Here is a 25,904-nt window from a genome sequence, read left to right on the forward strand (position 1 = left end):
ACCCAAGTTTCCAATCTGTATCAATTTGAAAATTGACATTTTCAAAAATGTTATCATAGCTGGATGGATAGGCAAAGGTAAGGTTCTCGACTCGGATCATCGACATATCGCATTCCTCCTTTATTCCAGGGATAAAGAACATAAAATAAGAGCTGCAAGAAAGTCAATTCTTGCAGCTCGTCACAGCATAATAGTATCACCCCTATCAAGAGTGATACGCCTACGATATATCGAGTGAATAGACTTTTAACTTTCTTGCAATGGGTACAATGGTACTGTAAAACACAGTATCACTGTATCTTTTACCGGCATGCTATTCAATGGATCGTGGTACAATGGTACTGTAAAACACAGTATCACTGTATATTCCAATTTATTTGCAAGAAAAGTTAATCATCTTTCCACCTCACTCATTTTTTCTAAAGTGTATCATAAATGGGTTAAAAAATCAAGTAAAAACAGATTTATACAGAATAGCAGCGGCTGTCATTGGAATTTGTTGTTCTGTTACTTTATGGTACATGAGCATTCGCACCGGGGTTGTCGTTGCCGTAACCTTCCAGCAGGTTGATGACACCCCAGATGCCGAGACCAGCGCCCAGAGCGATAACGAGGGTCTGAAGAACGGTGATAGCCTGATTGAAAAATGCCATAAATTATAGTTAGCCGGAATCATTTGAAAAGTTTGATTTAGTCATTCATAGGCATACAAAAGCCGGAACAATCGGCACCCGGTTTCCGGGGCCTGATTCCGGCTGTCCTCCTTTTTTCATTATTTTTTGGTGATTGTCCGCTTTGTACGCCGATGGCCCCATCCGGGGCGGTTGAGGCGGGTAGATAAGATCACTCCTTTCACAGCGGAACAGATTTACACGCCCTCTGCGTCTACTTCATACACATCGTAGACCTCGTTGGGCTTGAGCTTGAGCCGGGTGGACAGGAACGCCTCGATGTCAAAGGCGTTCTTGGGGTCCGCGTCGGCGGTGTACGGGTAATTGGGGTGCTTGGTGATGTCGTACTTGTCCGAGAGGAAAGGCCGCACACCGCGCAGCTGGAGGATACACTTGCCGCCGTCCATGACGGCCAGTTCATCCTGGCTCATAAGCTCTTTGCCGAGCTTTTGGTAGTTAAGAGAATGGGATGTCTCGCGGCCCCGGCTCTCGCCGGTGTTGTAGGTGTCGATGGTCTCCTTGCCCAGCACGGCGGCCAGCTCCTTGAGGGTTGTCGGCTCTTTGCCGCCCAGGAAGATGGAGGTATCCATGTTGCCGATGATGGTATCGGCGTTGTCCTTGTAGATAGCTTTGAGCTGGGACTGTGCTTGCAGCACCAGGCAGGCGGAAATCTCACGGCTTCGGATGGTGGCAACCAGCTTTTCCAGCCGAGGGATCTGTCCAATATTGGCGGCCTCGTCAATGAGGCACCGCACATGGACCGGCAGCCGCCCGCCGTACACATCGTCCGCTTTTTCGCAGAGCAGATTGAACAGCTGGGTGTAGCACATGGAGATCAGGAAGTTAAAGCTATCGTCCGTGTCGCTCATAATCAAGAACAAGGCGGTTTTCCGGTCTCCCAGGGTATCCAGCTCCAGCTCGTCGTAGGCCGTGACCTCCCGCAGCTCCGCGATGTCGAACACGGCAAGGCGCGCACCGCAGGAAATCAGGATGGATTTTGCGGTTTTGCCAGAGACGAATTGTCAAGGACTTTTTCATCAAGTTCACGAAGAAGTTACATTCTGCTGGACTTCCTCTCGGAGCATACGCTTGATTTTGTCCTCCATCGTCTCTTTTGCGGTCTCGCTGAAATGGACACGCACGATATAGGTGGTCTTACCTATCTGCTTTCTGACAGTCGGGCAAGGGATGTTCGGGGTGTTGCTGGTCGCTGTATTGTTCATTCAAAATCCTCCTGTAAAATGAAAAATGCCCGAAGATTTCATCGGGCGGTGGTCTTATGGGGGAAGAAGGCAAGGCGGCAGCTTTAAGGTATCTATAAAAACCTTGCCGCCTTTGCCGGACTTGCCTTCTTCCTGTTGTCAGTTGCGGAGATAGCAGACCCATGCTGTACCGTCTTTTTCGCTCACAAGCCTGTCTCCAATGCGGCTCTTGGCTGTCCTCATGGTGCGTGAGGAAATGCCACGCTCATTGACCGCTTTTTCCAGTTCTGCACTCGGCATACGCTTTCCATCTTCCAGCAGTTCCAGTATCAGCATTTGTGCCTGTGCGGTCTTGCTTTCCGTCTTGCTGGTGTCCGTTCCGGCAAGCAGTTCATCGGCAGTAATGTCATAAGCCCCTATCCATTCAAAGCCTTTCTCGTCTCCCAGAGAAAAGGCAAGGGACTGTCCGGGCGGCGCAAGGGAGCTTTTCTCATGGATAAGTACCCTTGTTGTCGGACTGTCTTTCAGTTTGCCGATAAAGAGCAGACTGCGGACTGCCGCTGTAATGTCGATGGAGCCTAAGCCTCTGTAAGTGCTTTGCGCTCCGGCGGCTTTGTTCAGGTGTCCGATCAGCACGACAGCGCACCCGGTAGCCTGTGCAATATCGCCCAGACTGCGGAAGATTGGGCGCACCTCGTTTGCTCGGTTCATATCCACATCTGCGCCCAGAAACGCCTGTACCGGGTCGATGATAACAAGCCTTGCTTGGTTTTCCCGGATTGCCCTTGCCAGACGGTCATCGGATAGGGTCAGCGGCGTGTCTCGGTCGTCAATGACAAGCACACGCTCAAGGTCGGCTTCGGCTTCTACCAATCGGGGCTTTACCGTATCACCCAGCCCGTCCTCGGCGGTCTGGTAGATAATATTGAACGGTTCCAGCGGCTCCATATTGGGCAAAGGCTTTCGGTTGGTGCAAGCCGCCGCCAGACGCATGGCAAAGTAGGTCTTTCCCTCGCCGGGATTGCCCTGTATGATAGTCAGCTTCCCGAACGGGATATACGGAAACCATAGCCATTCCACGCTCGTCAGCTCCACATCTGCCATACGGAGCATGGGAACCGGCTTGGCGGTGGGCGGCTCTCGGATGGAGATAATCTCGGCAATGAATTTACGGCTTGGAATGTCCGCCTGTTGCCGGAGTACATCGTTCCAGTCCTTTCTTGCCGGAACAAGACGCAGGACAGCGGTATCTTCCGGGATAAGCGATGCAAGACGGGTACAGGCTTCGCTTCCTGCGGTATCGCTGTCCAGACAGAGAAACACTTTCTGAATGTCCTTGCGTTCAGAGAGGAAGCATTCCAAAGCCCTGCCGGAAACGCCGCCCAGGGCGATATAGCTTCTCGTCTGCCACTCCTGCGGATAAAGGCAGATAAAGGACAGCAGGTCAATTGGGGCTTCAAAGACAAAAAGCTGATTTCCGTTTCCCTCATAGCCGAAACCGTAGGATTTGTCAGACCCGGCTATGTCCTGACGGAAAGGGTCTGCGGTTCCTCGCACATGGGCGTATCTGGGCGTTCCGTTCCTGTCTCTGCCGACAAAGATAACATTTTGCCTTTTTTCGTCCTCGTAAATATCCCCGGAAACCAAAAAGGTCTCAACAAGCGGCTTGCTGAGACCTCGAACGGAACAAAGATATTGGATTGCATGGTCGGCTGTCCGGCTGTGAAGCGGCAAATGGAACTCACCGGGGAGAGCTGCGGCGCAGGTGTCCGGCTTGCCCTCGGCGGCTTCGCCAGTCAAAAGTTGGACAGCTTCGGGAAAAGACTTCCCGAAAAACTCCATCACAAAGTCGATAGGATAGCCGCCCTTGCTCTGGCTGTGGCGAAACCACTTGTTTCCTCTGACGGTCAGACTGTCATGGGCTTTCCAGCGGTATTCTCTGCCGCTTTTGATAAGCTGTTCTCCCTGCGAACGGAGAAAATCTTCCAGACTGACAGCGTTCGCCCTGTCAATCTGTTCCTGTGTGTACTGCATGAGCTTCCTCCTTTCTCACAGATTTTCACAGCCCCGACAAGCTCCATGCTCCCATTCATACAGGGTGCAGGGGCAGTCCTCGCACTCCTTACGGTAGCGCATTGCAACTGCGGGCAGATACCCTAAGTCCTGCAAAATATCAATCTGAGCGTCGGTAAGGCTGGCTTCAAAGATAAGGTGCTTTCGGGTATGCTCGTCCAGCTCAATCAGCTCGGAAAGCGGTCTGCCATCGGCAAGCGGGTCACCGCTCAAAATGCGCTTGGCAGTCCGGCGAATGGGGTTGTATTCCTTTTTCCAGTCATATTTTTTCATCGGTCAAGGTCCTCCTTTTTGTGTCGATTTTGGGGTCGATTTTGGGGCGTTTTCTCGACTGTACGCTCCTGTTTTCGGGCGGCGGTATCAATCTTCAACTTGATACTCCAAAGCCGCTGTAAGTCCTCTCTGACGGCTTTGAACTCGGCATAAGTGTCTCCATGCTCCTGTTCCAGACGGTCATACTCTGCGGACAGCTTTTTCATATCCACCTTTCCGTCTGGGAACTCCCCGGTCAGTCTGCGCCTGACAGCGTAAAACTGCTTTAGCTCGGCTTCATGCTCCGCCTTGTACTTGGCTCTGGGCTTGTCAAACTTGATTTTCTGCAAACCGTCAAAGACAGGCTTTAAGCGTTTGAATGTGTCGGAGTCATCGCAAAGACTGCGGATTGCTTTCATTCGGGCGTTCTGGCTGTCCAGCATTTCTTTCAGTCCGTCAACGGTGGTGCGGTGGGAAGTGACACGGGCTTCAAGGTCGTCAAGGGTGTAAATCTCGTTTGCCCTGAGATAGTTGAAAGTCTCGTTCATGTCCTTCAGATTGCCGATTTTCGCTCTCTGAGAAAACGCTCCGGCGTTTCGCTGGGTGTAATAATCTCTTAGCAGAGTAGCAAGGTCGGGAGCCTGCGGCTTGGCAAGCTCGGCTCTGGCTTCCTTTATCCATTCCAGCAGGAAAGAGATTTTCCCTCGGATATCCCGGATAACAGCGTTGGTGGCTTTTATCCAGCGATTGAACTCGCCTTTCTCGGTGCGGATGCCTTTCTTCTCCATCGCCCGGACTGCCGGACCTTCGTGGACAGAGGGCAACAGGTCAACGCCCTGTCTCTCGTAACTGCGGTGGTCGATACGGACATCAAGACCTTTCTCGGCAAACTTGGCGTTGCACATATCCGCCCATGTTTTGCGCCAGTGTTCCAGCGTTTCGGGACTGCCCCAGTCGGTAGTGGGAACTGCGTCAAAAAGATACTTTCCGTTCTCGTCCCGGATGCGGTTTCCGTCCTTGTCCAGACGGTAAACTCGGTGCTGCTTAAAGCCCCATGTTCCGTCCGGGTTCATCGGGCGGATAGGGCAGAGAAAATGGAAATGGGGATTTGGAGTGCCGCCCTCCTCACGCTCCGGCTCATGGAACGAAACATCAACGGTCATGCCCCGGCTGACAAACTGCTCCTGTAAAAACTGCCTTGCCAGAGCCATGTTTTCTTCAAGGGAAAACTCGTTCTGCAAGGAGATTTCAAAGCTGTAAGCAAGCTGGGCGTTCTTGCCACGCTCCACCTTTTCCACAGCGTTCCAGAGGGTTTCTCTGTCCGCATATTCGGGCGGCGCATGGGAAGGCAGGAGAATTTCGGAGTTGATAACGCCTTTCTTTCTGGAATAGTCGCTGTCCTCCCCGTAATACTCGCTGTGCAGCTTCTCGCCGGATCTGTAAGCGGCGGAAGCTATTACCGACTGTCCCTCGCTTCGTTTAATCTGTGTTGCGGTCAGATGGAATAATGCCATGTTCTCTGTCCTCCTGTCTGCTCTCAAAGCTGTGAAGTGTGTTCCGTACCTCCGGCAAAGAGAAAAGGACTTCCAGCAGTTCGTACATTTCCTGCTTGGAAAGTCCTTTGAATACCGGGGCAAGGCTCTCCACCGCTCCTCCGATGTTGCAAAGCTCATGGGTGCGTTTGGCTCGTTCGCCTTTCTCGTAATACTTCTTGCGGTTTTCAAGGCGGCTGAGCTTATGCTGCTCTTGGGCAAGCCGGATTTCCGCCTGCTCTTTCTCGGCTCGGAGCTGGTCGAGCGTTTTCTTTTTTGCCATTGTAAATGACCTCCTTTTTCAAAATGGGTATAAAAAATCCGTCTATCTTTAATGACAGACGGATAAATTTATTTATAGATAAAATGCTGATGTTGTTATGCATCAAATGCATCCTTTACGGATTGATAATCCCAATAGTAATTCCCATCGTTTCCTTTGTAAATCATGGATGCGTGTGTTCCAACATATCTTACAGCTTCGGGGCATTTAGACCTATCAACCCGAGTTGCTTTATACAAAACAATTATTTTAATGCCAGCTTCTACGGCTTTGTCACATTCAAACTTAATAAAGCTACGATAATCAACACTGTATCCTTTTGCACAACGGTATGTATAACTGTTGTAGCTTCCACACCATCTGCAACTTCCTGCCGTTACCGATGCCGTTTGGTCTCCGACAATAAGGACGAATGTTTTTGATGCGTCCATACGAGTCTTTAATGATGATTTAATGGTGCAGTTTAGACTGCTATCACGAGACGATGTTAAATCATGTGCATCAGTAAATGATAAACTCCAATATTTACTATCATTCCACTTGTGTAACTGATCTACTGCATCTTTGTCATGGTCCCAATCGCCTGCAATATAGGTTCGTGTTCTGTAAGTAACCATTTTGCCCTCCTTATTTTATGCTCATAATTGCTATTTCATTTTTGACATCTTCATGCACAACAATATGAATATCGCAGTTAATCTCGTCTTTGTTTACCCTAAAAGCATTTATCAAATACTGCAAGACATCTTGCTGGTCCCTCTTGGTTCTGGAAAGACCTGTCCCTACCAACGGCAACACAATGGAGAATCCTTCAGATTCTGTATTACACGATTCAATCAACCTTTGTACTGCCAATGCGTATTCCTGCATTGACGTATGTGCCTTTAAGTTACTGTCAAATGTGCTGAGTGCCCATAGGAAGTAATGCTCGTTTTCATTTCCGGGCAAATCTATAACTGTTCCGACTGGATAGCGTTTGCGATTTCCTTCGGGCTTTTCATTTGCCGAAAGATTCTCGTACCCTATCTTCTCCAATAGTTTTTCTATCGACAGAGCCAATGTTTCTTCCGTGTATTTGCCTGATGCGTATAATTTCTTAAACGCAATACCATGGAGTGTTTGCTCTGAAACTATATGATTATCAACGTGAGTATCGAAACATCGATTTACAGGAATAACAATGTTACGACGCTTGCCGGGTTCTATTACTTCGTTTGCGTTAAAGATGTCTCCGTATTGCAAATATAATGCGTGTCCATTGTTTGCAGAAAGAACTTTGAATCGTTTTTTATTCATCAGTATCACTGAGACAATAATAAAGCAACAACACCATATTCCTGTTAAGACGGATATGCTAATAATACTCCTTACCCATATTGACATTTTATCCGATAGTATTTCATCAAGAGGAACAAGCATCCCTATAAAGCCAAGAAAAGCATATATTCCTCCTGTGACAGTAGAAGCAATCTTTGCAATATAATTTTTGTTGATCCAAATACTTCTCATATTACACCACCATTTACAACAATTGTTTCAGACTTGCTGGCGGCGAACAGCATTTATGCTGTTTGCGGACGGCAAGTCCACAGGGGATAGCCGCACAAGCGGCGCAAGGGGGGGAGCCACCTTGACGGAACGGAGTGACGAACATTCTCGGTCAAGCAGTTTCCTTCTGCTGACAGAGAATGAAGCTCCGCAGGACGCACGAATACTTCCGGCAGGAGAGTATAGAAGTGCGCCCTTAGAGTTCTAAGGGATTTATTTCAGCAACGGCGATAGCTTATTCATCAGCACATCAGCGTTTTTCTTTTTCAATTCGCACTCCCAGATACGGATAACTGTCCAACCTCGTTTCTCAAACAATTCAGTAACTTCAAGGTCGTGCTGGATGTTACGCTCTCGTTTCTTTTGCCAATATTCTTGATTATCGGATGGGCGAGTATTTCGGCAATCGTGCCCATGCCAAAAGCAACCGTCAACGAATACAGCAATCTTACGTTTAGGAAATACAAAATCGGGATGTCCTTTTACCTGATAGTTTCGTCTCCATCCCGTTATTCCGTTTTCCGCAAAAACCTGTATCAGCTTAATTTCTGTACTCTTGTTTCCCTTTGACCGAACGCATTGCATGATACTGCTTCGCTTTTCCTTGTCAAAAACATCAGCCATTTTTGCAAAAATCAAAGTATCGATTTACCGATGAGCGCAGGTCGGTCAATCGCTGGACAACATTACAGCCCTCTTTGAAATTGAACTCTTGCGGCACTGGAAGATTAGCTTTTGCGTCTCGTGCATTATAGCTCAACTTTGCAATTACCGCTTGTCCATTATCCTTTCTGTATTCTTCGTCTAAATCCACCTTCAGAGCATATTCAACGGTCGTACATCGACTAATGCAATCACTGATGGGTTTCTTTTTAATTTTCCCATCAAGCCACTGGCGAAAATCTTCTTTTCTCATATTCAAACCTCTCCCGTAATATTATGTAGGCTTATTCAACCGCTTTCCAAAAATCATCCGTTTCCACTTTCTCGTAGTGACGATTCTTGATTATATCAGGGATTGTATCAACCGATGGGAATTCTTCTGCAATTTCTCCGCACAAACGAATAATCAGCTCATCGCCAATTTGTTCTGCATACTTTCCACGCAGAGCTTTTTCGTACCAGCAAATCAAGTTGCTTTCCGTAACAATGCTCTGAATATGATTGCGCCATCCAATTTGAGTAAGCAGAGAAACGATAACATCTCGTTCAGCGTCTTTGCACACGATAACAACTTTATCACTTGAAACACTATCTACAATGTTCTTTGCTAACTCGACATCTAGACTTAAATGCTTAATCTGAATTGCCGGTCCCCAGTTGGAGTACATATCAAGACCACGATCCGCCGCATTTGTTACGCCTACACGATAAACTTTGGCGTCTTGGATATAACTCGGATTTGAGAAATCAAGGCACATTACCATTTTTGCAAAATCCGAAAACTCTGCCAAAATATCAAAGTTGGCTTCGTCCACTGAAATTTCCACTTGCAAATTCAAAGCGTCCACAAGAGTGGAAAAAAGAGCGTATACCACGATTTCATAGATTTTATCTAAGCTGCGCTTCAAGCCCGGTTCGCTCCAAAACGAATCGATAAACTGCTTAACGCTGAAAGTCTCTTTCGTTGAGTTAAGGCAGTAGTCCAATGCACTCGCTAATTGACCGTGCTTATTCGTAAAACGGCTGTAAATATAAGCCTCAACTCCGCCGTTCGTCCTACGATTTTCTTTACCTAACTCGTTGATTAGAACTGGTGGAATTGCGGTTTCATTGAAAAGGTCGTCTTGGAATTTTGCACTGCTGGTACATACTCTTCCTAAAAGGACTTGGCAAACATCGTCTCTCCAACGCTTGCTTTTAGTTCTGTAATCCTCAAGTTCCAACAGGTCAATATCCTGAAACACTCGGTCTCTATATAAGATTTCCGCAATTTGGATAGGCTTATATAAATGGACACGAGATTTTTTAATCACAGCGTCAAGAGCTGCTTTTGCCTGAACTCTGTTTGGCATTTTCTAACCGTCCTTTCGCTTTTATAATTGCAGTGACAACTGCTCTCCAAAAATGTACTGTACTGGTTCAGCAATACATTTGGGAGCAATATTATCAACAGCCTTTTGGTGGTTCTTCAACGCTTTTATCATCTGTTCAGCAACCGCCTTTATGACGGGAACTGCGACAGAATTTCCACATTGATGTTTTACCTTGCTATAAGGCACAACGATTTTATAGCTGTCTGGGAAACCTTGAATCCTCAACATTTCCCTTTCAGTCGGTCGTCTTTCATCATTTATCAAAATATAGTTGGCGGAAGCTCCTGCACGCAAAGCAGACGAATAGGGGTGCGGCGTTATGGAACCTGCCATATTTTCGTGAGAGATATATGGTTTGGGATAATTCTTATCCTTGATTCTCTCAAGTCTCGACTGCCTGATAGCGTCTCTGACATAGTATTTTTTATCTACATCCACTTCCAAAATATCTGCCAGAGTTTTTCTTTCACACTCCGGCACTGGTTCCGGAAATGTAAATTCCACATCGTCAAGGAAACCTACGATGATAATTCGTTCACGTTTTTGCGGAACGCCATAATCAAGCGCATTTAATACTTTTGCATGAACATGATAGCCCAGAGCTTCCAAATGACTTTTAATAACTTTGAAAGTGTTTCCATGGTCATGCGCAGTTAGGTTTCGTACATTTTCAAGCATAAATGCCGGGGGAAGTTTTTCTTTTAGGATTCGTTCAATATCAAAGAAAAGCGTCCCACAAGTCTCATTTGAGAAGCCCTCTTTTTTCCCGATGATTGAAAATGCTTGGCAGGGAAAACCGCCCAACAAAATATCAAAGTCGGGAATATCTTTTGCGTCTATTTTGGTTATGTCCCCCGATGGATGTTCGCCGAAATTCGCTTCATAGGTTTTGCAAGCGTCCTCGTCAAATTCCGATGAAAATACACATTTACCGCCAACGTGTTCAAACCCTAACCTAATGCCGCCAATTCCAGCAAACAGGTCGATAAATCTAAATGTATTCCAATCCATAAATATTCATCCTCGCTTATATCAGTTCTGCCTTAGCTCTCATGGAAAAGCTGTTTTCCATACTCGCATATTGCCATTTATTCCAGCTAACAGAATCGACATATATTATAGCGCTTTTCAAGCGCTTTTTCAATAGGTGCGCCAAAGTTTCATAAAACTGCACAACGCTTAGTGCAAATAAGCTCTAAGCGTTGCGTCAGAATATTTTGTTTCATCAATGGGTATAAATTAGCTCGTGCTTCACGATTTCCTCTGCCTGAACCTTGCAAGCGTTCATCTGCCGCACCCATTCCATCTGGTTTTCGGCTTTCAGCTTTTCGGTAACGCCATATTGCTTCGCCAGCTCCGGCACGATCAGCTCAATGCGATGTCTTGCCGTTTCCTCAATCTCGGCACAATGCTCATAGAGCTTTTCAGTCAAGATAAGCTCGTTATACAAGATAGGGCGAAACTGTTGTAAGTAGGCTTTGCGAAGCCTGCCATAGTGACCGAGGGACTTCTTTGCCTTTCGAATTTTGATGTCGGGGATAAGGTAGTCCCCATTCTGCGTGTAAGTGATTTTCATGCTGTCTGCGCTCCTTTCTGCGGCTCTCGCTGCGGTAAACTGCTGACAGGGACAAACACCCCTCTGGTAATATCCTCTGCCCGGATAGCGGCTTTCTTGGCGTCAATCTCTGCCTTTTTCTTTGCTTTGACTTTATCCTCGTAGCGTTTCTGCGCTCCGCTGGCTTTTCGTTTCAGATAGTTCTGATGGAGCTTGTCCTTGCGTTCCTCACGCTTGCGGATTTCTTCCAGTTCCTCCGGGGTCAGCTCCACTTCTCCAAACGCCGGGGGAACGAATTTCCCGACAAAATTAAAGTAAATCTCAACCTCTTGGGTGGTCTGAATACTCCCTTTTCGGTCACGCTCATGGACAAGGATTTTCTCGACAAATTCATTGAGCATGGCAATGGTCAGTTTGTCGAAGTTCTGATATTTTTCTATCAGAGCGATAAAGCGGTCAGCGTCCTTTTCGTGCTTTTCATAATCGCTGACTGCCTTTTCAAGAGTAGCAATTTCAGCGGTAAGGGCAGCTTGTTCCTTTGCATATTGAGCGTCCAGCACCTCATAGCGGCTGTCCAGCAGTTTGCCCAGCACATTGTCCTCATAGATTTTACAGAGCAGGACTTCCAGCTCGGAAACCCTCTGCTTTGCGGCGGCAAGGCGTGTGCGCTGTTTACGGATTTCTGCGGTCTGCTGGCTGGACTGCGCTTCCTGCACCACACGGACAAACTCGGCTCGGTCGTGCTTGGCATACTCGGCAATCGCTTTCAGCATATCCGATACAAGGGTCAGCACCACATCTTCATTGATACGGTGCTGGCTAGGACAGAGCTTGCCGACAGGAACCTTGCTGTATTGGGAACAGGTATATTGGGAGATACGCTTTCCGTTGTTAGTGCGGTGGACATACATCTTGCCGCCGCAGTCGGCACAGTAGAGCAAGCCTGTAAGGGGAGCTGCTTCGCCCCAGCCATTCGGGTATCGCTTGACATTTCTTCGGATTTTCTGCACAAGGTCAAAGGTCTGCTGGTCGATAATCGGCTCATGGGTGTTCTCAAAAATCGTCCATTCATCCTCCGGCACATAATGGCTTTTCTTGTCCTTGAAGTGTTTTCGGGTCTTGAAATTGACCGTATGTCCGAGGTATTCTCTCTTTTTCAGAATTTCAACCACAGCAGACGAACCCCAGCCATAAATGTCCTTGAATGTCTTGTTCTTGTTTACTCCCTCGCCATACTGTGCAAGGTAAGCGGACGGAATGAGGATTTGTTCCTCTGACAGCTTACAGGCAATCTGATACGGACCGTAGCCCTCAATCGTCATGGCGAAGATACGCTTCACGACAGCGGCGGCTTCTTCGTCCACAATCCACTGGTCTCTGGCTTCGTTCCAAAGGTAGCCATAAATGACCGTTCCTGTAAGATGCTTGCCCATCATGCCTTTTGTCTTGAATGTGGACTTGATTTTCTTGCTGGTATCACGGGCGTACCACTCGTTCATAATGTTGCGGAACGGGATAAAATCATCGTCTCCCTGAGAGCTGTCCACTCCATCATTGACAGCGATAAGGCGAACGCCTTTCTGACGCAGGATTTCCAAAATCTGACCGACTTTCAGATAATCACGCCCCAGACGGCTCATATCCTTCACCACAATGCACTCCACATTTCCGGCTTCGACTTCTTCCATCATCGAGAGGAAGCCGGGGCGGTCAAAACGGGTGCCGGAAATGCCATCGTCCGTAAAGTGGGTGGGGTTCGGCAGTCCATGACCGACAGCGTATTCTTCGAGCAACTTCTTTTGGTTCGATATGGAGTTGCTCTCGCCCTGTAATTCATCGTCTCGGCTGAGACGCTCATACAATGGCGTGATTTTCTCTTTTCTTCTCATTGGCTATGCGCTCCTTTCCTAAAATTGTGGGCTTATATGTTTTAAGAGACTTCCTAACCGACTGATTAAGAAGTCTCTTAAAGCATACAACTCCCGCAGCCAGCTTGTACTTTTTGTACTGACGGACGGCGAAGTGGTTGGGCTTCTCTGCCTCCAGCGCGTCAAACATCAGGTCCACGGGGTTCTTGAACTCCTCGTCATCCTCCCGGACCTCCATCGCGTTGATGAACTCGATGAGGGTGGAGAAATTCTGTTCCTCCACCGGGGCCTCGTAGTGGATATACCCAATGAGGGCGCAGTACAAAAGCGTCTCGGCCTTAACCCAAAAATCGTCCCCGGCCTTGCCCTCGCCCTTGGTGTTGGCGATCAGCGTCGTGACCAGTTTCAAGATGTCCTTTTCGGAGTGGATGTAGGCAAAGGGATTATAGTGCATGGACTTCTTGAAGTTGATGGTATTGAGGACTTTGATCCGATAAGGCTCATAGATGTCCTTGCCGTGCTTATCCTTCATGGGCTTGCCGTCCTTGCCCAGCTTGGGTGTGCCGCGCTGAAGCATTTTGCCGCACTCCACCAGGATGGTGCCTTTCGGGAGTGTTTTGTCAAGATAAATAAAGGGAATATCTCACCGAGTTTTGCATCAAAAATTCGATGATTTCACATCGTCCTTCATCAGCCGCTTCATTTTGTCCTCCAGCGTGTCCTTTGCGGTCTGGCTGAAATGAACGCCCACCACATAGGTGGTCTTGCCCAGCTTCATGCTGAATGTTCCTGCCGGACTTGCCTGTCCTGCTTTCGTTTTGGCTGCTACCTGTTCCATGTGCGACACCTCCTGTAAAAAAGCCCGACAAAGGAAAGGCTGACAACGAAGTCCTGACAACGGACATCAGAAAACCTTAAAACTCTGTCGGGCAGATGCTCTATTTTCTTTTTCTTCTTTTTTTATAAAAGTCGGTTGTCATGGTTGTCAGGAGAGAGAAAATGCCCATCAAATCAGGGGTTTTCAGACTTTCGCCCGACAACCAGACCGACAACCGGCTCGACAACAAAACGGCAACCGGCACTGATTTTTTACTTTAGCCACTCTGGGGGAAGTTCCAGCTGCTCCACTTCCTCCGGCGTCAATTCCTGAAAATCTCCACCTCCGTTGTCGGGCTGGATGCGCTCCCAGCCTTTCTGCCGCCCATAGGGGCTGCGGAAGTACCGGGGATTGGAAAACGCCCTCCAGCCGGTCACGCTGTTGTTCATAATGTCGTTGATCTCCCGGATTTCCCATTGCTTCGGCTCGTCAAAACTGTGTCCCAGGGCTTCCCGGAACAGCTGTTTGGAGCAGACCATGTTATCCGAACACTTTTCCAGATACTCGATGATCTGTCCGGCTTTGGTGTCCTCCGGCATAAAGTCACGCTGGTGGACTTTCAGATACTCGTTCATTGCCGGGCTGAACCGGAGTTTGAAGTTTCCGCTGCGGTAAATCTCCATCGCTTCTGCCCAGACCTGTATGAGATAGGCTCTTGCTGCCGGTTCATCGTCCAGAATGTGAATTTCTGCCAGCTCTGGATGTACCATGACCGGCACAAAACGGCGGTTGCCGGTGCGGTCAAGGGGCAGAAAATCCAGCGTATTGGAAGTGCCGCAGAACACACACTGCCGTTTTCGGTCAGCCGGGTGGGTTTCGTATGGCACTTTATAGGTTTCCTTCTGGCGGCTGAGAAAGGATTTGATTTCCTCAATGCTCTTGGCATTGGCGGTGGCAATCATCTCCGACATCTCAATCAGCCAGTGTCCCTGCATCTTTCGGTACACATTTTCATCGTCCAGCTTTTTCAGGTCATCGGAAAACCAGTCATCCTGAACTGCCAGCAGACGAAAGAACGAGGACTTTCCGGCTCCCTGACCGCCCACCAGACAGAGCATGATTTCAAATTTACAGCCGGGACGGAACGCCCGTGAGATTGCTCCCAGCAGAAACAGCCGCATGGCTTCACAAGTGTAATCATCGGCATCAGCTCCCAGAAACCGGTGCAGACAATATCGGATGCGTTCTATACCGTCCCACTGCAAGGCGTTGAGAAAATCCCGGACAGGGTGATAGCGGTTTTCGTTGGCAATCACCATCACAGCATCCTGTATCTTTTTCTCGATAGTCATCCCATAGTTTTCCTCAAAATATAAGAGCAGATATTTGATGTCCACATCGGTCAGGGTCGGGCTGTCCCGATACCAGCCGAGGGGCTTCACAATATCCACTCGTTCTGTCAGCAGATTTTTTCGGATGGCTCCTTTCAGCAGAGGGTCAAGCTGAAACACCCGTTTATAGTTGGATGCGGCATTGGATACCTTACCTTTCTCGGTCTGTTCCAGGCTGCTTCTGACCTGTTCCACGGTGCAGAGTTCCGGCTGCTGTCCATTCTGCAATTCGCTGCTCAAGTTTCATCACCTCTTTTCCTTGCTGTGCTACAATCTCCCGGCGTTCTTCCGGCGATCCGTCCAGAAAACTATCCAGCAGATACTCTGTGTAGGTTTTTCTTTGCAGGGCTTCCACAAAGAGCGGATGCAGGTCATCCTCCGGCGTTTGCGGGGCATACTGCTGTTCCCATTTCTGGAGAAGGTGGAAGTATTCGCATAAGACTTTGTAGCAGTGCATTTCTTCCTGCCTGTATTTCTGCTCCGGGGTAGGTTCCCGGATATGGGGTTTGACGGTCGGCTTCTGCCTGTTGTCATAGGCAATCCCCAAATCATCAGCCAGCTTCATGGCGGCATCCTTGCTGGGCAGCTCAAACAGCCGGGAAACAAAATCCACTGCATCCCCATCAGCCTGACAGCCAAAGCAGTGAAAACGCCTGTCCAGTTTCATGCTGGGATTTTTGTCATTGTGAAAAGGGCAGACCGCCATGCCGTTTCTGCTGACAGGGATGCCGTACAGCTCCGCTGCCTGTCTGGTGGTTACATTCTGTTTGACCGCTTCAAATACATTCAAAATTGCACCTCCTGACAAAACAAAAGGCACCCGATTTCTTTTGAAAATCAGACGCCTTACAGTTCCATATTCTGTTTTTTCTCCTGCCGGTGCTGCTCGTCCTTTTTTCTGGATTCTTCCCGATAATCCTGAATCTGTTCGGTGACAGAGTGCTTCGGCTCCGGCTTCTTTTTGACCTCTGCCTGTTCCGGGGCAAGTACCTTGCTGACCCAGTAACGGATTTCTTTCAGCGGCTTCAATTCCTCCTGCACTGCCGCCAGCTGCCCGGTATATTCTGCGTGAGAAGTTTGCAGCTGTTCATACTCCGCTTGCAGGGCTTCCAGATCAACATTCAGGTCAACACCATGCTTTTTCAAAAAACGGTACGCCTTGTTGTATGTGTCCAGTTCGTCCCGGTGGCTTTCCGCATAAACGGACTGCACCGTTTTCCAGCCGATTCGCACATACTTGTCATGGACAGCTTTATGCTGCTGACAATCTGCAACGGCGTTCTGGATGCCGGTAATCACTTTCATGCGGCTCTCGGCTTTCCTCATGCCGGTGCTGATGCTGCCGGATTTCTGCTTCACTTTCTCCAGCACACTGTCCAGCTGCTCCAGTGTAAAAATCTGATGGTCTTTCAGATAATTGGTGGCGTTGACAAAGGACTGTAAATCTTTCGTTGCACCTTTTTGCTGACCGTATCTTGACCAGTCCCGGCGTTCTGCTTTTCGCAGATTGAGATAATCCCGCAGAAGATTGATAAGGTCGGGGGATGCGTTTTCCGGCTTCTTCTCTGCCAGCAGCTCTTTCCGGGCTTCCAGAATATCGCTGATCCATTCACGCAGATTCTGAATGGTGTTGCGGATCACGGTCATCATGCGGTTAGCGGATTTGATGTCCCGGTTCAGATTGCCGATATTGGTCTGGATGCCACGGCGTTCCATCTGGGTGACAGCTGCTCCCATGTGGACGGTGGGGATGATGTCCAGCCCCTGTTTTTCATAGGAACGGAGATCGACACGGACAGGGCTGTTTACCATTTCCAGATAGCGGTTCTGCACTGTTTCCCAGCCGGTGCGCCACTCCTGCCCATGATACTGTTCGCTCCAGTCAACAGTGTTCTCCTTGTGGCTTTTCCAATTCCCGGATGGGAGCCGGATACGCTCACCGTTCTCGTCAAGGTCGTAAACCTTTCTGGCTTTGGGAAGCCATTTCCCATGCTCGTCCATTGCCCGCATGGTCAGCATCACATGACAATGGGGATTGTGTCCCGGTGGCTTGGGGTCATGGATGGCAAAATCAACAATCATGCCTTTGGAAACAAAAAACTGGTTGCAGTAGTCCTGCACCATCTGGGGATACAGTTCCTCCGGCACTTCTCTGGGCAGTGCCAGCACAAACCGTCTGGCAAGCTGGGAGTTCCACTGGTTTTCAACGGCTTCCACTGCATTCCAAAGCTGTTCCCGGTCGGCGTATTCCGGCGGGGCATGGGACGGCAGCATGATTTCCGTGTAGACCACGCCTTCCTTTTTCCGGTAGTCTTTGTGCTTCTGGTCATACTCGGAAAAAAGATTCTCGCCGCTCTGGTAGGCAGCTCCGGCAACAGCTGACTGCCGTTTGCTGCGCTTCGTGATTTTGATTTCAAAATGAGGGTTTGCCACTTCATCATCTCCTTTGGCAAAACAAAAGACCGTCTGCAAAGTTGCAAGCGGTCAGGTCATCGGGTTCTATTCCTGTTGTTCGGAAATTCCTGTCCGGCAGGGATTTTCGGACAGCAGGGGGCAAAGGGGTAGCTGGCTTTAGCCAGCGCAGGGGAAGTGCAGCTTCCACTGGATGATTGAAGCAGAGGATTTATCCTGTGCGAAAATCATCAGCTCCCTGCAAGGGGCTTTCGGCAGAACGCAATGCACCACCTTTAGGCGGTGTATAATTGCGCCCTTGTTAAAACAAGGGGTTCTCGCTGCCGTCCGTTGTCAGCGTTTTTTTCCGCTTCTCAATCAGCGTGTCCAGCTTCCTTTGTACGGCTTCATCGTGAAAGAGGAAGGTCAGCAATTCCATCACATCGTCATCGGTCAGTAGAGTAGGCTCACGCAGAAACTTCTCCAGCATCCCGGCACGAGTACAAAGCCGGTGGGTTCTCTCGCTCCGTGTCAGGCGTTTCCGTTCATGCTCCAGCTGCTTCTCTCTGTGCTGTGCGGCAATCAACTTTTTCTCGGCTGCGGTTTTCTGGCGGTTCAGCTTTTCCAGTTTTTCATTCATGGAATCAGGCTCCTTTCTGAATAATGGGCAAAACAAAAGCGACCAACTTTTTACGGTTGATCGCCTTTGGCTTGGTCACTATTTTTATGTTTTTAAGATGAAAATTCATCCGCTAAATGATTGCTTAACTCGGACAATGACTTGATTAGCCCCAGATTACTATATTCAAAATTCTGCGTTAGACTATCCCACTGCATAAATCCAAGACAATGTTCATGACTCTCTCCGTCAACTATGGTCTGAATATCAGAAATATGGGTTTCAGTAGAAAGAATATGCGCTAAGCGTGGACTTGCCCCATTATCAATATTAACCAGCAAACCATATTTTGCGCCTGAAACCAAGCAGTATCCAACAAGTTGTGACCATTCTTTAAGCCCTGCACTGTTCATCAGCTTGACTTCAAGGATTAAAATCTCAAATTGCGTTCCATCAGTAATCAAAGCAAAAATATCAAGGTTTAGCGGGGGCACTCGATTCGCAAAATTTTTAACGCAGGTACATTTATCTGGATGTTCGGAAATAATTCTTTGCAAATTGGTTTTCAGTTCGCCGATACCCCAAAAAACACTGAGTTCTTTGTGGCGTTTCGCTCTGAAATTACTTTTAAGCTGAGCTTCTATAAAAGTTTGGATTTCTGGATAATACGAAACTTCATTTCGGCTGCGTTTACCGGGCATCTCGTAAGTCCTCCTCAGTAATTTGACGAACGAGCAATTTATATTCATTGTCCGGCGAATTTGTTACCAAGCGTTTGTAAACATTAGGATTCCGAGCACCAATTAAAGCACCACGACCGTTTCCTACAATAACCAATGGTGTGAGAAGATCAGGCTTTCTTATTTCAACCGATAAATCTGCGTCATCATGTGAATGGCGTTCAACAATTTGAAAATATCCTTTTGGACGCTTGCCAGAGAGTTCGTCATCGTTTGCAATGACATAGGCAACCGCTTGGAGAATTTCGGCTATTGGATAACCAGTATTAGCAGTAGTGCCATATAACAAAGCTGTTTTATCTTCCTTGTACTGGTCTATCAGGGTTCCAATATTTACATTAAGAGAAGTGTATTCCCGTCCCGACAGTAGGGGATCTGCTTGAATAATCTCCTCAATCTGAATGTAGCTATCCTTATGCAAAATCGGGAACGGGTTAATCAGTTCCCCAATATGCTCAAACTGTTCCCTGATTTTACAGTATGGAGCGTGTTCACAGCCCATTACCGTACAAAAATGTCTGAAATGAATGTAATGCCCACCCCTAATCAGTTCTGGCAAACGAGTATCATTTTCAGCTGGATGCACTGTGGACGGAGTGAAATGCATATCCCTCGTTTCACATCTTTCCGCAGCATGAGTTTCCCTTTGTAATCTACGATTTTCATTTGATGTTTCTGCTTTAGTTCTAAACGCAAATGCACCAAACTGAGCATATTGATCCAATAAAATTCGCAGCTTAAAGCCTTTGTTCCATTGAGCGTAGTATGAATCGTTTGTGCAATGGATATTTGGATGATTCCAGTTTACCTGATCGGGAATACAATTTATGCTGTACAACAGTCGACACAAATCACATACGAACTTAAAGTTGTAGCCCTTGATTTCAAAAGAAATAATTTGATGCTCATCGGTAAAACGGCGCTGTGATTTTGCCATACTTCCGATTGTATCAGCTAATCCAGCAATAAAGCGGCGTTTAAGATTATCATCAACTAATTCTAATACAACCTGGCTTATATCGGCACTTCCACGAAGCTCGCCTTCACACACAATGCCATAATGCATAAGGTCATTTTTTACCGCTGTTGTATCGCCTTCGCAAAGAATTGTCCAAGTCCCTCCGGGAGTGGTTTCATATTGAACAGAAAGGTCATAGACAGCCCGAAACATTTGCCCTACTTTGCGTAGAATATCTCCTGCAATTTCTCCAGCACGCTGTGGATTTTCAAGATATGAACCCCATTTTTTATATGGCAGGCGAATGCTGAAAACATCTTCTGCGTTTCCAAATACACCTCCACCTATGATTAACCCCAATAGATATGCTTTATCTGTATCCATTCTCTTATCCCCTTACTTTTCACTTGTGTTTTTCTTAAATACTTGCTCCATTATTGCCGAAGCGATATTGTATGCCAACATAACCGGCACAGCATTTCCTATGACTTTATACATTGCTGTAATGTTTCGTGCTGTATCTGTTAAGAAGTTAAAATCATCGGGGAAAGTCTGAATGCGGGCAACTTCTCGTACAGTAAACCTTCTGTTTTCAGTAGGATGTATAATGCCACAGTTCTCCGGCTGAGCAGATGCTGTCATAGTTCCACAAATCTCATCTCTTGAAAAACGACGGTAAAAGTTGGGCGAATGGTACTTTTTCATGTTATCTCGGATTCTTTGGAAACGAGGAGCTAAATGTTCATATGGAACATCTTTCCACGAGCCACCTTCGGGAATAAATCTAATCATGTCCAGTGCTTGCGGCGAAAGTGCCCAATCCACATTGTTGGCTACTTCCGGCGGCACATCTAAAATGTGACGCAGCGTCAGATTTTCTTTAGTTTGCTTTTTGGGAAATTCAAAGGTAATGCCCAAGTCTTTGCGGACACCCACAAACAAAACTCGTTGACGGTTTTGAGGGACACCATAATCCGATGCATTTACAAGCTGATGCACGACATTATATCCCACGCCATTCATGGTAGACAAATCTTCAACAATGACTTCTGCTAAATTGCGTCCATCAATATACTTTGTCGAAAGCAAACCTTTAACATTTTCAAAGACAATTACTTTCGGCATCTTTTTTTGAATTATACGCAGACACTCTTTGTATAGCATACCACGAGAGTCGTGGACACCTTTCCGATTACCTGCATTAGAAAAAGGCTGGCACGGAAAACCAGCGGTTAAAATATCTCCATCTGGAATTTCATCTTCACCAACCGATAATATATCCCGCTTATCTATTTCGCCTAAGTTGAGCGAGTATATTGCTTGAGCATCTGCATCAAAGTCATTTGCAAACACAATGTCAAATCCTGCTTTTTTGAACCCTAAATCCATTCCACCACAACCTGAAAACAGGGAGATCAGGCGAGGATGCTCCGGGGTTTCCAGTTCCAGTTCTGGAAGATTTGTTATGCTGTATGCGGGTTTGTTTTGACAAGAGTTAGACACATATTCATCAACATCACACGCACGAATCCGCCAAGTACGATTGCCAAGTTTTGAAGCTGGCAAACTACCATTTCCAATCATTCGTCGTATAGTTTTTTCAGAAAGCTGTAGATATTGAGCTGTTTGAGAAACAGTTAACAGTTCCGTATCCATAGGTTAATTCCTCCACTCTGTTTTTCGCTATTATATATTCTAATATACGAACCCCCGAATGTCAATAAAATGAGGGAAAACAGCGGACAACGATGGACTTATATGGACACATTTTCAATATACGCAAATCGAACAAGCGTTTTGGAACAAGAAGTTCAAATCGCTTTACTGGCATTACCCCCACATATATTGCGGTCAGAACATCGGATGCAGACCCGACATTCTGACCGCAAATCGCCCCTTATCAATGCATTACTTTGTCTTGCCGTTGAAACCATTTTGCCGGGCGTACTGACTGGCTTTCTGCCTGCGCTCCTCGCTGTATGGCGGCTGCAAGCGGATGGACAGCCGGGACTTGTCGATCAGATAGGACACGCCGCCCAGATGCTCCGGCTTTTCCAAACAGCACAGATCAGGATACTTTTTGCTGAACGCTGCCAGCCGTTTTTTCAGCCCGACATTGTAGGTGTAGATGCTGGCAGTGCTTTCTCCCTCGTTGAACAGGATGATGGTTTCTTTCTCAATCTTCGTCAATCTCGTCATTGTCAACCTCCATGCTGCCGCCCACGATGCGATTCAAAATAGCCTTGTGCCGGTAATAGGCTTCCATCTCCAGCTTCATATTGTAGAAGAAGCAGCGATACCACTTTTCTACGCCCTCGTTGTCCAGCTTGTCAGCCAGAGCTTCCACGACTTTCTTTCCGGCAGGGTCGGGAATCAGGTCTGCCACCTGATACAGACGATCCATCGTTGCTTCACGGTTGGGGCAGCCAAAGACAAACAGGATTTTCTTTTCACCAATGCTCATTTTCATAAAATAGTCCTCCTTGAAGTTGATAAAAATAAAAGCGGCAGATAGTTCCCATAGGAATACCTGTCGCTTTGTGAACGATATGAAATTGTCGGGTCAGGACTTGATAAAATCACGCAGTCCGTAGTTTATGTCTACAATTCTTTCAATCAACCATTCCGCTATCTGGGGGATGATGAAGATTGCAAAGCTGACTGCCAGCATTTTCAATGCTTCCATGCCGGTACACACTCCAAACATCAGCCCGGCAAGTGTAATCATGAAGATTATTCCTGCCAGCAGGTCAAAAAGGATAGCAGAAAAGGAAGTCAGAAAGATTGCCACCCATTGAATCAGGGTCACAGCTATTATTAGCGGCAATGCCAACAGCTTTATCAGAAACATGGCTATTTCTCCCCATTGACCTGTTCATAGGCTTCATGCTGAACAATCAGCCCAGCGGAAAAGCCGTATTTGAAGTGGCTTTCGCTTTCTTCACATTGGGCGATTGCTGTCTGCGCCCGGAGTTCTTTCACCAGCTCATAGTCCTCTTTGCTGAGCCGCTGGGACAGCTGCTCCATCAGTTTCTCACAGGCTTTGACCGCCTTGCGGTATACTTCCGATGTAGGGACAACCGTTTCACATGGATAAAACCTCCCGCTGTACATTTCTTCCAAAATCATGACACCACCTCCCTTCAGCAGTAGATTAACTCTGCCTTGATGATTTCCTCAGCCCGGCTGCGGATGGAGTTCATGGACTGCACCCACAACATCTGATTTTCAGCTTTCATGGCTTCGGTCACGCCCTCGGATTCTGCCATCTGACGGATAATCAAGTTTAGCCTGTCAGTTGCCTGTTCGTTCAGATCGGCAAGGACAGTGTGGAGCTTGCCGGACAAAAGCAGGTCACTGTAAACCATCGGGCGAAACTGTTTCAGATAGGACTGGTGCAGCCGTCCCCAGTGACCAATGGGGCGGTGTTCCTCCGGCAGCTTCAAATCCGGCACATAGTAATCGCCCACCAGCACATAGTCCATGCCGTTTTCGTGGATTCTCGGTTTTAACTCTTTCATGCTGAAATTTCCTCCTTACTTTGGTTCTTTTTATGATAATCCTCCCTGCGTTTGGCAAGGTAGGCTTCATAACGCCTGATTGCATCGGGATCACCGGCATCTGCCGCCGCTTTCATTTTCTGACGGGATTTTGTGGTTGCTTCGCTCTGGTATTTCCGCTTTTCAGCCAACTGCCGGGCAGCTTCCGGATCAGTCCTGGCAAGCTCAACCAGTGCATCGTGTTCAGCCTTGCGTTTGGCTGTCCGTGTGCGGGTATATTCAGCCTTACGCTCTGCCATCATAGCCGCATACTCCGGGTCTGACGCTATCCGGGCTTCTTCACGCTCCTTTTTGCGCCGTCTGGCTTCGGCTTCTTTGGCTTTCATTGCCGCCCATTGCTCGGCTGCTTCCGGGTCAGTTTTGGCTTTTTCTTTCAGCTCTGCTCGTGACAGTTTCTTTTTCCGGGTAGCTCGTTCTATACGCTTACGCTCGGCTTCCAGCAGCTTTTCCTGACGGATACGCTCCTTTTCACCCAACTGCCGGAGATATTCCGGGTCAGCTTCTCTGGCTTCCCGAACCTTCTGGCGGTACTTCTGGTTTCGCTCCCGCAGTTTGCTCAAATGCTGCTCATATTGGGCAATCGCTTCCGGATCACCGGCTTCTGCTGCCAGTCGCAGGGCTTCTATTTTCTGTTTCCTGCGTTCATTGGCTCGTCTGCCTTTTTCCTGCTTTTTCTGTTTTTGCTCCGCATCTATGGCGGCAATCCGTTCTTCCTCGGACACAGTTTCAACAGGCGGGTAGTAGCTGCCGATGAAATTAAAGTGGATGTCGATGTTCTGCTGGCGGTAGATGGTGCGCCCACCAGTTGCTTCGTGAACTTCCACCCGGTCGATGAAAGAGTAGAGCATGGCATCGGTCAATTCTGCGCAGTCACGGTATTTTCTGACAAGTGCCAGAAAACGCTCAGTGTCCGCTTTCTTCACAGTTTCCTGCTGAATCTGGCTTTCCAGCTCCTGTACCCGCCGTTCCAGAAGGATTTGTTCTTCATCGTACTGCTGGATCATGCGCTGCGCCTGTCGTTCCGGCAGTACACCTTTCACGGAGCTTTCGTACAGGTTTTGAATCATGGTGTCCAGCTCTGCCATGCGCTTTCTGGCTTCTTCCAGTTCCCGCTGTCCGCTGTCTGTGTTCTTGCTCTGGTTTTCATTCCAGATGCTTTTGAGCTGGGCAACAAACTCGGCTTCATTTTCAAGGGCATATTTGCTGACCGCTTGAATTGCCTGTAAAATTACCGCTTCCAGAACCGATGTTTTGACAAAATGGGATACACATTGACCGGCAGTATTCCGATAATTCCCGCACTGAAAAGCTGAATCTGAATCAAACCGTTTCCCGCTTTTCACCCTGTCCGGGCTGCAAAAATTCATCCTTGCACCGCAGTCTGCACAGTAAATCAAACCGGACAGACGGTGGGTATAGGTTCCGTTGGCTGCTTTCGGACGCTTCTGCAACCGCAGTTTATGGGCAATATCCCATGTGTCCTGTTCAATGATGGCTTCATGGGTATCGGGGAAAATCATCAGTTCATCGGCTGTGGCGGCTCTGCGCTGCTTCGTTTTGAAATTCTCGCAGATGGATTTGCCCAGCACGGTATGTCCCAGATATTCCTGCCTGTCCAGAATGTACCCTACGGTGGTTGCACTCCAGCGGTAGGGGTCTGCAACCTCGCTATGTCTGCAATTTTCAGGAAAATACCTGGCGGCATGAGCAGACGGTATCAGTATCTTTTCCGCTGACAGCATTTCGGCAATGGCAGTCACTCCAATGCCCTGACACGCCAGACGGAAGATTTTCCTGACAACCTCGGCAGCCGGTTCATCCACAAGCAGCTGCTGCTTGTCCTCTTTGGTACGCTTGTATCCATAGGGGATAGAGCCGCTGCACCTCATGCCGTTTTTCATCCGGGCTTTGAATACCGCTTTGATTTTATTGCTGGTATCTTTCGCATACCACTCGTTCATGATGTTCAAAAATGGGGTAAGGTCATTATCTGAGGGGTTTGCGCTGTCCACGCTGTTGTTGATGGCGATAAACCGGATACCCTTTTTCGGGAAAACAACCTCGGTATAGTAGCCGACTTGCAGGTAGTTTCTGCCAAAACGACTTAAATCCTTTACGATCAGGACAGCCACATGACCTGCTTCTATTTCTTCCAGAAGGGCGTTAAAGCCGGGACGATTGAAGTTCGTGCCACTGTATCCATCGTCCGAAAAATGCCGGATATTTCTCATACCATGCTGACGGGCATATTCCTCAAGGTACATTTTCTGATTCTGGATACTGTTGGATTCTCCGACCTGTTCATCATCTCTGGACAGTCGCTCATACAACGCTGTGATTTTTATTTCTTCTTTTTTTGCCACGGTTTTAACCTCCCTTCCTTATGTACTTTTATCTCGTGTGACGCA

The 25,904-nt window shown here is 47.7% G+C and carries 27 protein-coding genes and 2 pseudogenes; all 29 read right to left on the minus strand.

Translation table 11 applies throughout. The features are described 5' to 3' along the window. Positions 1 to 512 precede the first annotated feature (512 nt). Positions 513 to 653 (minus strand): Maff2 family mobile element protein, encoded by a 141-nt coding sequence (locus BQ9859_RS00405; protein WP_072853685.1) that lies wholly within the window; start codon positions 651 to 653, stop codon positions 513 to 515. A 215-nt stretch (positions 654 to 868) separates the two neighbouring features. Next, positions 869 to 1,693, minus strand: a pseudogene (locus BQ9859_RS00410) (VirD4-like conjugal transfer protein, CD1115 family); the annotation flags it as partial. 21 nt (positions 1,694 to 1,714) lie between these two features. Then, the gene (locus tag BQ9859_RS00415) at positions 1,715 to 1,894 is read right to left on the minus strand and encodes a transposon-encoded TnpW family protein (RefSeq protein ID WP_075876238.1); all 180 of its coding nucleotides are present in this window, start codon (positions 1,892 to 1,894) and stop codon (positions 1,715 to 1,717) included. A 138-nt stretch (positions 1,895 to 2,032) separates the two neighbouring features. After that, positions 2,033 to 3,907 carry an AAA family ATPase gene (locus BQ9859_RS00420; protein WP_075876239.1) on the minus strand — a complete coding sequence of 625 codons (1,875 nt, stop codon included), beginning with the start codon at positions 3,905 to 3,907 and terminating at the stop codon, positions 2,033 to 2,035. A 15-nt stretch (positions 3,908 to 3,922) separates the two neighbouring features. Beyond that, positions 3,923 to 4,219, minus strand: a complete 297-nt coding sequence (locus BQ9859_RS00425) for a hypothetical protein (RefSeq protein WP_075876240.1) — start codon at positions 4,217 to 4,219, stop codon at positions 3,923 to 3,925. Then, positions 4,216 to 5,712, minus strand: coding sequence for a MobQ family relaxase (gene mobQ, locus BQ9859_RS00430; protein ID WP_075876241.1), 1,497 nt, complete (start codon positions 5,710 to 5,712; stop codon positions 4,216 to 4,218). The genes BQ9859_RS00425 and mobQ (BQ9859_RS00430) overlap by 4 nt, the downstream gene beginning before the upstream one ends. Continuing rightward, on the minus strand, positions 5,678 to 6,013 hold the full coding sequence (locus tag BQ9859_RS00435) for a DUF3847 domain-containing protein (RefSeq protein WP_075876242.1): 336 nt from the start codon (positions 6,011 to 6,013) through the stop codon (positions 5,678 to 5,680). The genes mobQ (BQ9859_RS00430) and BQ9859_RS00435 overlap by 35 nt, the downstream gene beginning before the upstream one ends. Before the next feature lie 95 nt (positions 6,014 to 6,108). Then, the gene (locus BQ9859_RS00440) at positions 6,109 to 6,630 is read right to left on the minus strand and encodes a TIR domain-containing protein (RefSeq protein ID WP_075876243.1); all 522 of its coding nucleotides are present in this window, start codon (positions 6,628 to 6,630) and stop codon (positions 6,109 to 6,111) included. A gap of 10 nt (positions 6,631 to 6,640) precedes the next feature. Further along, a complete protein-coding gene (locus BQ9859_RS00445; protein ID WP_075876244.1) occupies positions 6,641 to 7,522 on the minus strand; it encodes a macro domain-containing protein in 882 nt (293 codons plus the stop codon). A gap of 252 nt (positions 7,523 to 7,774) precedes the next feature. Next, positions 7,775 to 8,200, minus strand: coding sequence for a very short patch repair endonuclease (locus BQ9859_RS00450; RefSeq protein ID WP_227120347.1), 426 nt, complete (start codon positions 8,198 to 8,200; stop codon positions 7,775 to 7,777). Beyond that, positions 8,178 to 8,477: a hypothetical protein gene (locus BQ9859_RS00455; RefSeq protein WP_075876246.1), complete on the minus strand. Its 300-nt coding sequence runs from the start codon at positions 8,475 to 8,477 to the stop codon at positions 8,178 to 8,180. The genes BQ9859_RS00450 and BQ9859_RS00455 overlap by 23 nt, the downstream gene beginning before the upstream one ends. Before the next feature lie 31 nt (positions 8,478 to 8,508). Then, positions 8,509 to 9,576, minus strand: a complete 1,068-nt coding sequence (locus BQ9859_RS00460) for a HaeII family restriction endonuclease (protein WP_075876247.1) — start codon at positions 9,574 to 9,576, stop codon at positions 8,509 to 8,511. 21 nt (positions 9,577 to 9,597) lie between these two features. Beyond that, the gene (locus BQ9859_RS00465; protein WP_083662577.1) at positions 9,598 to 10,608 is read right to left on the minus strand and encodes a DNA cytosine methyltransferase; all 1,011 of its coding nucleotides are present in this window, start codon (positions 10,606 to 10,608) and stop codon (positions 9,598 to 9,600) included. 214 nt (positions 10,609 to 10,822) lie between these two features. Beyond that, positions 10,823 to 11,173, minus strand: a complete 351-nt coding sequence (locus tag BQ9859_RS00470; protein WP_075876248.1) for a TnpV protein — start codon at positions 11,171 to 11,173, stop codon at positions 10,823 to 10,825. Further along, positions 11,170 to 13,636, minus strand: a pseudogene (locus BQ9859_RS00475) (recombinase family protein); the annotation flags it as partial. The pseudogene BQ9859_RS00475 and the gene BQ9859_RS00470, both read right to left, overlap by 4 nt. A 42-nt stretch (positions 13,637 to 13,678) precedes the next feature. Then, positions 13,679 to 13,858: a transposon-encoded TnpW family protein gene (locus BQ9859_RS00485; RefSeq protein ID WP_024400493.1), complete on the minus strand. Its 180-nt coding sequence runs from the start codon at positions 13,856 to 13,858 to the stop codon at positions 13,679 to 13,681. Positions 13,859 to 14,109: 251 nt separating this feature from the next. Then, the gene (locus BQ9859_RS00490) at positions 14,110 to 15,327 is read right to left on the minus strand and encodes a virulence-associated E family protein (RefSeq protein ID WP_456237764.1); all 1,218 of its coding nucleotides are present in this window, start codon (positions 15,325 to 15,327) and stop codon (positions 14,110 to 14,112) included. Positions 15,328 to 15,379: 52 nt separating this feature from the next. Then, the gene (locus BQ9859_RS00495) at positions 15,380 to 16,036 is read right to left on the minus strand and encodes a CHC2 zinc finger domain-containing protein (RefSeq protein ID WP_235846359.1); all 657 of its coding nucleotides are present in this window, start codon (positions 16,034 to 16,036) and stop codon (positions 15,380 to 15,382) included. A gap of 38 nt (positions 16,037 to 16,074) precedes the next feature. After that, the gene (mobQ, locus tag BQ9859_RS00500; RefSeq protein WP_075876251.1) at positions 16,075 to 17,661 is read right to left on the minus strand and encodes a MobQ family relaxase; all 1,587 of its coding nucleotides are present in this window, start codon (positions 17,659 to 17,661) and stop codon (positions 16,075 to 16,077) included. Positions 17,662 to 17,941: 280 nt separating this feature from the next. Then, a complete protein-coding gene (locus tag BQ9859_RS00505; RefSeq protein ID WP_075876252.1) occupies positions 17,942 to 18,259 on the minus strand; it encodes a DUF3847 domain-containing protein in 318 nt (105 codons plus the stop codon). Positions 18,260 to 18,351: 92 nt separating this feature from the next. Beyond that, on the minus strand, positions 18,352 to 18,939 hold the full coding sequence (locus tag BQ9859_RS00510) for a hypothetical protein (protein ID WP_024400488.1): 588 nt from the start codon (positions 18,937 to 18,939) through the stop codon (positions 18,352 to 18,354). Continuing rightward, positions 18,929 to 20,320, minus strand: a complete 1,392-nt coding sequence (locus BQ9859_RS00515; protein ID WP_024400487.1) for a hypothetical protein — start codon at positions 20,318 to 20,320, stop codon at positions 18,929 to 18,931. The genes BQ9859_RS00510 and BQ9859_RS00515 overlap by 11 nt, the downstream gene beginning before the upstream one ends. Positions 20,321 to 20,332: 12 nt before the next feature. After that, positions 20,333 to 21,592 carry a DNA cytosine methyltransferase gene (locus tag BQ9859_RS00520; protein WP_024400486.1) on the minus strand — a complete coding sequence of 420 codons (1,260 nt, stop codon included), beginning with the start codon at positions 21,590 to 21,592 and terminating at the stop codon, positions 20,333 to 20,335. Between the two features lie 252 nt (positions 21,593 to 21,844). After that, on the minus strand, positions 21,845 to 22,135 hold the full coding sequence (locus BQ9859_RS00530; RefSeq protein WP_024400485.1) for a hypothetical protein: 291 nt from the start codon (positions 22,133 to 22,135) through the stop codon (positions 21,845 to 21,847). Then, positions 22,113 to 22,406, minus strand: a complete 294-nt coding sequence (locus tag BQ9859_RS00535) for a hypothetical protein (protein ID WP_075876253.1) — start codon at positions 22,404 to 22,406, stop codon at positions 22,113 to 22,115. The genes BQ9859_RS00530 and BQ9859_RS00535 overlap by 23 nt, the downstream gene beginning before the upstream one ends. A gap of 93 nt (positions 22,407 to 22,499) precedes the next feature. After that, the gene (locus tag BQ9859_RS12255; protein ID WP_024400483.1) at positions 22,500 to 22,787 is read right to left on the minus strand and encodes a hypothetical protein; all 288 of its coding nucleotides are present in this window, start codon (positions 22,785 to 22,787) and stop codon (positions 22,500 to 22,502) included. A gap of 2 nt (positions 22,788 to 22,789) precedes the next feature. Then, on the minus strand, positions 22,790 to 23,065 hold the full coding sequence (locus BQ9859_RS00545) for a DUF6809 family protein (RefSeq protein WP_009259727.1): 276 nt from the start codon (positions 23,063 to 23,065) through the stop codon (positions 22,790 to 22,792). Positions 23,066 to 23,079: 14 nt separating this feature from the next. Continuing rightward, positions 23,080 to 23,457: a TnpV protein gene (locus BQ9859_RS00550; protein ID WP_009259728.1), complete on the minus strand. Its 378-nt coding sequence runs from the start codon at positions 23,455 to 23,457 to the stop codon at positions 23,080 to 23,082. Beyond that, a complete protein-coding gene (locus tag BQ9859_RS00555; RefSeq protein ID WP_075876254.1) occupies positions 23,454 to 25,859 on the minus strand; it encodes a recombinase family protein in 2,406 nt (801 codons plus the stop codon). Before BQ9859_RS00555 ends, BQ9859_RS00550 begins: the two co-directional genes overlap by 4 nt. Positions 25,860 to 25,904: the final 45 nt, after the last annotated feature.

The organism is Merdibacter massiliensis (assembly GCF_900155395.1).
Lineage (GTDB): Bacteria > Bacillota_I > Bacilli_A > Erysipelotrichales > Erysipelotrichaceae > Merdibacter > Merdibacter massiliensis.

Bases quoted from the DNA above. Each gene is read 5' to 3' on its own strand.
- BQ9859_RS00435 (WP_075876242.1), bottom strand. From the start codon at position 6,013: ATGGCAAAAAAGAAAACGCTCGACCAGCTCCGAGCCGAGAAAGAGCAG.
- mobQ (WP_075876241.1), bottom strand. From the start codon at position 5,712: ATGGCATTATTCCATCTGACCGCAACACAGATTAAACGAAGCGAGGGA.
- BQ9859_RS00405 (WP_072853685.1), bottom strand. From the start codon at position 653: ATGGCATTTTTCAATCAGGCTATCACCGTTCTTCAGACCCTCGTTATC.
- BQ9859_RS00520 (WP_024400486.1), bottom strand. From the start codon at position 21,592: ATGGATACGGAACTGTTAACTGTTTCTCAAACAGCTCAATATCTACAG.
- BQ9859_RS00505 (WP_075876252.1), bottom strand. From the start codon at position 18,259: ATGAATGAAAAACTGGAAAAGCTGAACCGCCAGAAAACCGCAGCCGAG.
- BQ9859_RS00510 (WP_024400488.1), bottom strand. From the start codon at position 18,939: ATGCCCGGTAAACGCAGCCGAAATGAAGTTTCGTATTATCCAGAAATC.
- BQ9859_RS00460 (WP_075876247.1), bottom strand. From the start codon at position 9,576: ATGCCAAACAGAGTTCAGGCAAAAGCAGCTCTTGACGCTGTGATTAAA.
- BQ9859_RS00415 (WP_075876238.1), bottom strand. From the start codon at position 1,894: ATGAACAATACAGCGACCAGCAACACCCCGAACATCCCTTGCCCGACT.
- BQ9859_RS00550 (WP_009259728.1), bottom strand. From the start codon at position 23,457: ATGAAAGAGTTAAAACCGAGAATCCACGAAAACGGCATGGACTATGTG.
- BQ9859_RS12255 (WP_024400483.1), bottom strand. From the start codon at position 22,787: ATGTTTCTGATAAAGCTGTTGGCATTGCCGCTAATAATAGCTGTGACC.
- BQ9859_RS00545 (WP_009259727.1), bottom strand. From the start codon at position 23,065: ATGATTTTGGAAGAAATGTACAGCGGGAGGTTTTATCCATGTGAAACG.
- BQ9859_RS00535 (WP_075876253.1), bottom strand. From the start codon at position 22,406: ATGAAAATGAGCATTGGTGAAAAGAAAATCCTGTTTGTCTTTGGCTGC.
- BQ9859_RS00420 (WP_075876239.1), bottom strand. From the start codon at position 3,907: ATGCAGTACACACAGGAACAGATTGACAGGGCGAACGCTGTCAGTCTG.
- BQ9859_RS00425 (WP_075876240.1), bottom strand. From the start codon at position 4,219: ATGAAAAAATATGACTGGAAAAAGGAATACAACCCCATTCGCCGGACT.
- BQ9859_RS00515 (WP_024400487.1), bottom strand. From the start codon at position 20,320: ATGGATACAGATAAAGCATATCTATTGGGGTTAATCATAGGTGGAGGT.
- BQ9859_RS00465 (WP_083662577.1), bottom strand. From the start codon at position 10,608: ATGGATTGGAATACATTTAGATTTATCGACCTGTTTGCTGGAATTGGC.
- BQ9859_RS00445 (WP_075876244.1), bottom strand. From the start codon at position 7,522: ATGAGAAGTATTTGGATCAACAAAAATTATATTGCAAAGATTGCTTCT.
- BQ9859_RS00470 (WP_075876248.1), bottom strand. From the start codon at position 11,173: ATGAAAATCACTTACACGCAGAATGGGGACTACCTTATCCCCGACATC.
- BQ9859_RS00485 (WP_024400493.1), bottom strand. From the start codon at position 13,858: ATGGAACAGGTAGCAGCCAAAACGAAAGCAGGACAGGCAAGTCCGGCA.
- BQ9859_RS00530 (WP_024400485.1), bottom strand. From the start codon at position 22,135: ATGACGAGATTGACGAAGATTGAGAAAGAAACCATCATCCTGTTCAAC.
- BQ9859_RS00440 (WP_075876243.1), bottom strand. From the start codon at position 6,630: ATGGTTACTTACAGAACACGAACCTATATTGCAGGCGATTGGGACCAT.
- BQ9859_RS00455 (WP_075876246.1), bottom strand. From the start codon at position 8,477: ATGAGAAAAGAAGATTTTCGCCAGTGGCTTGATGGGAAAATTAAAAAG.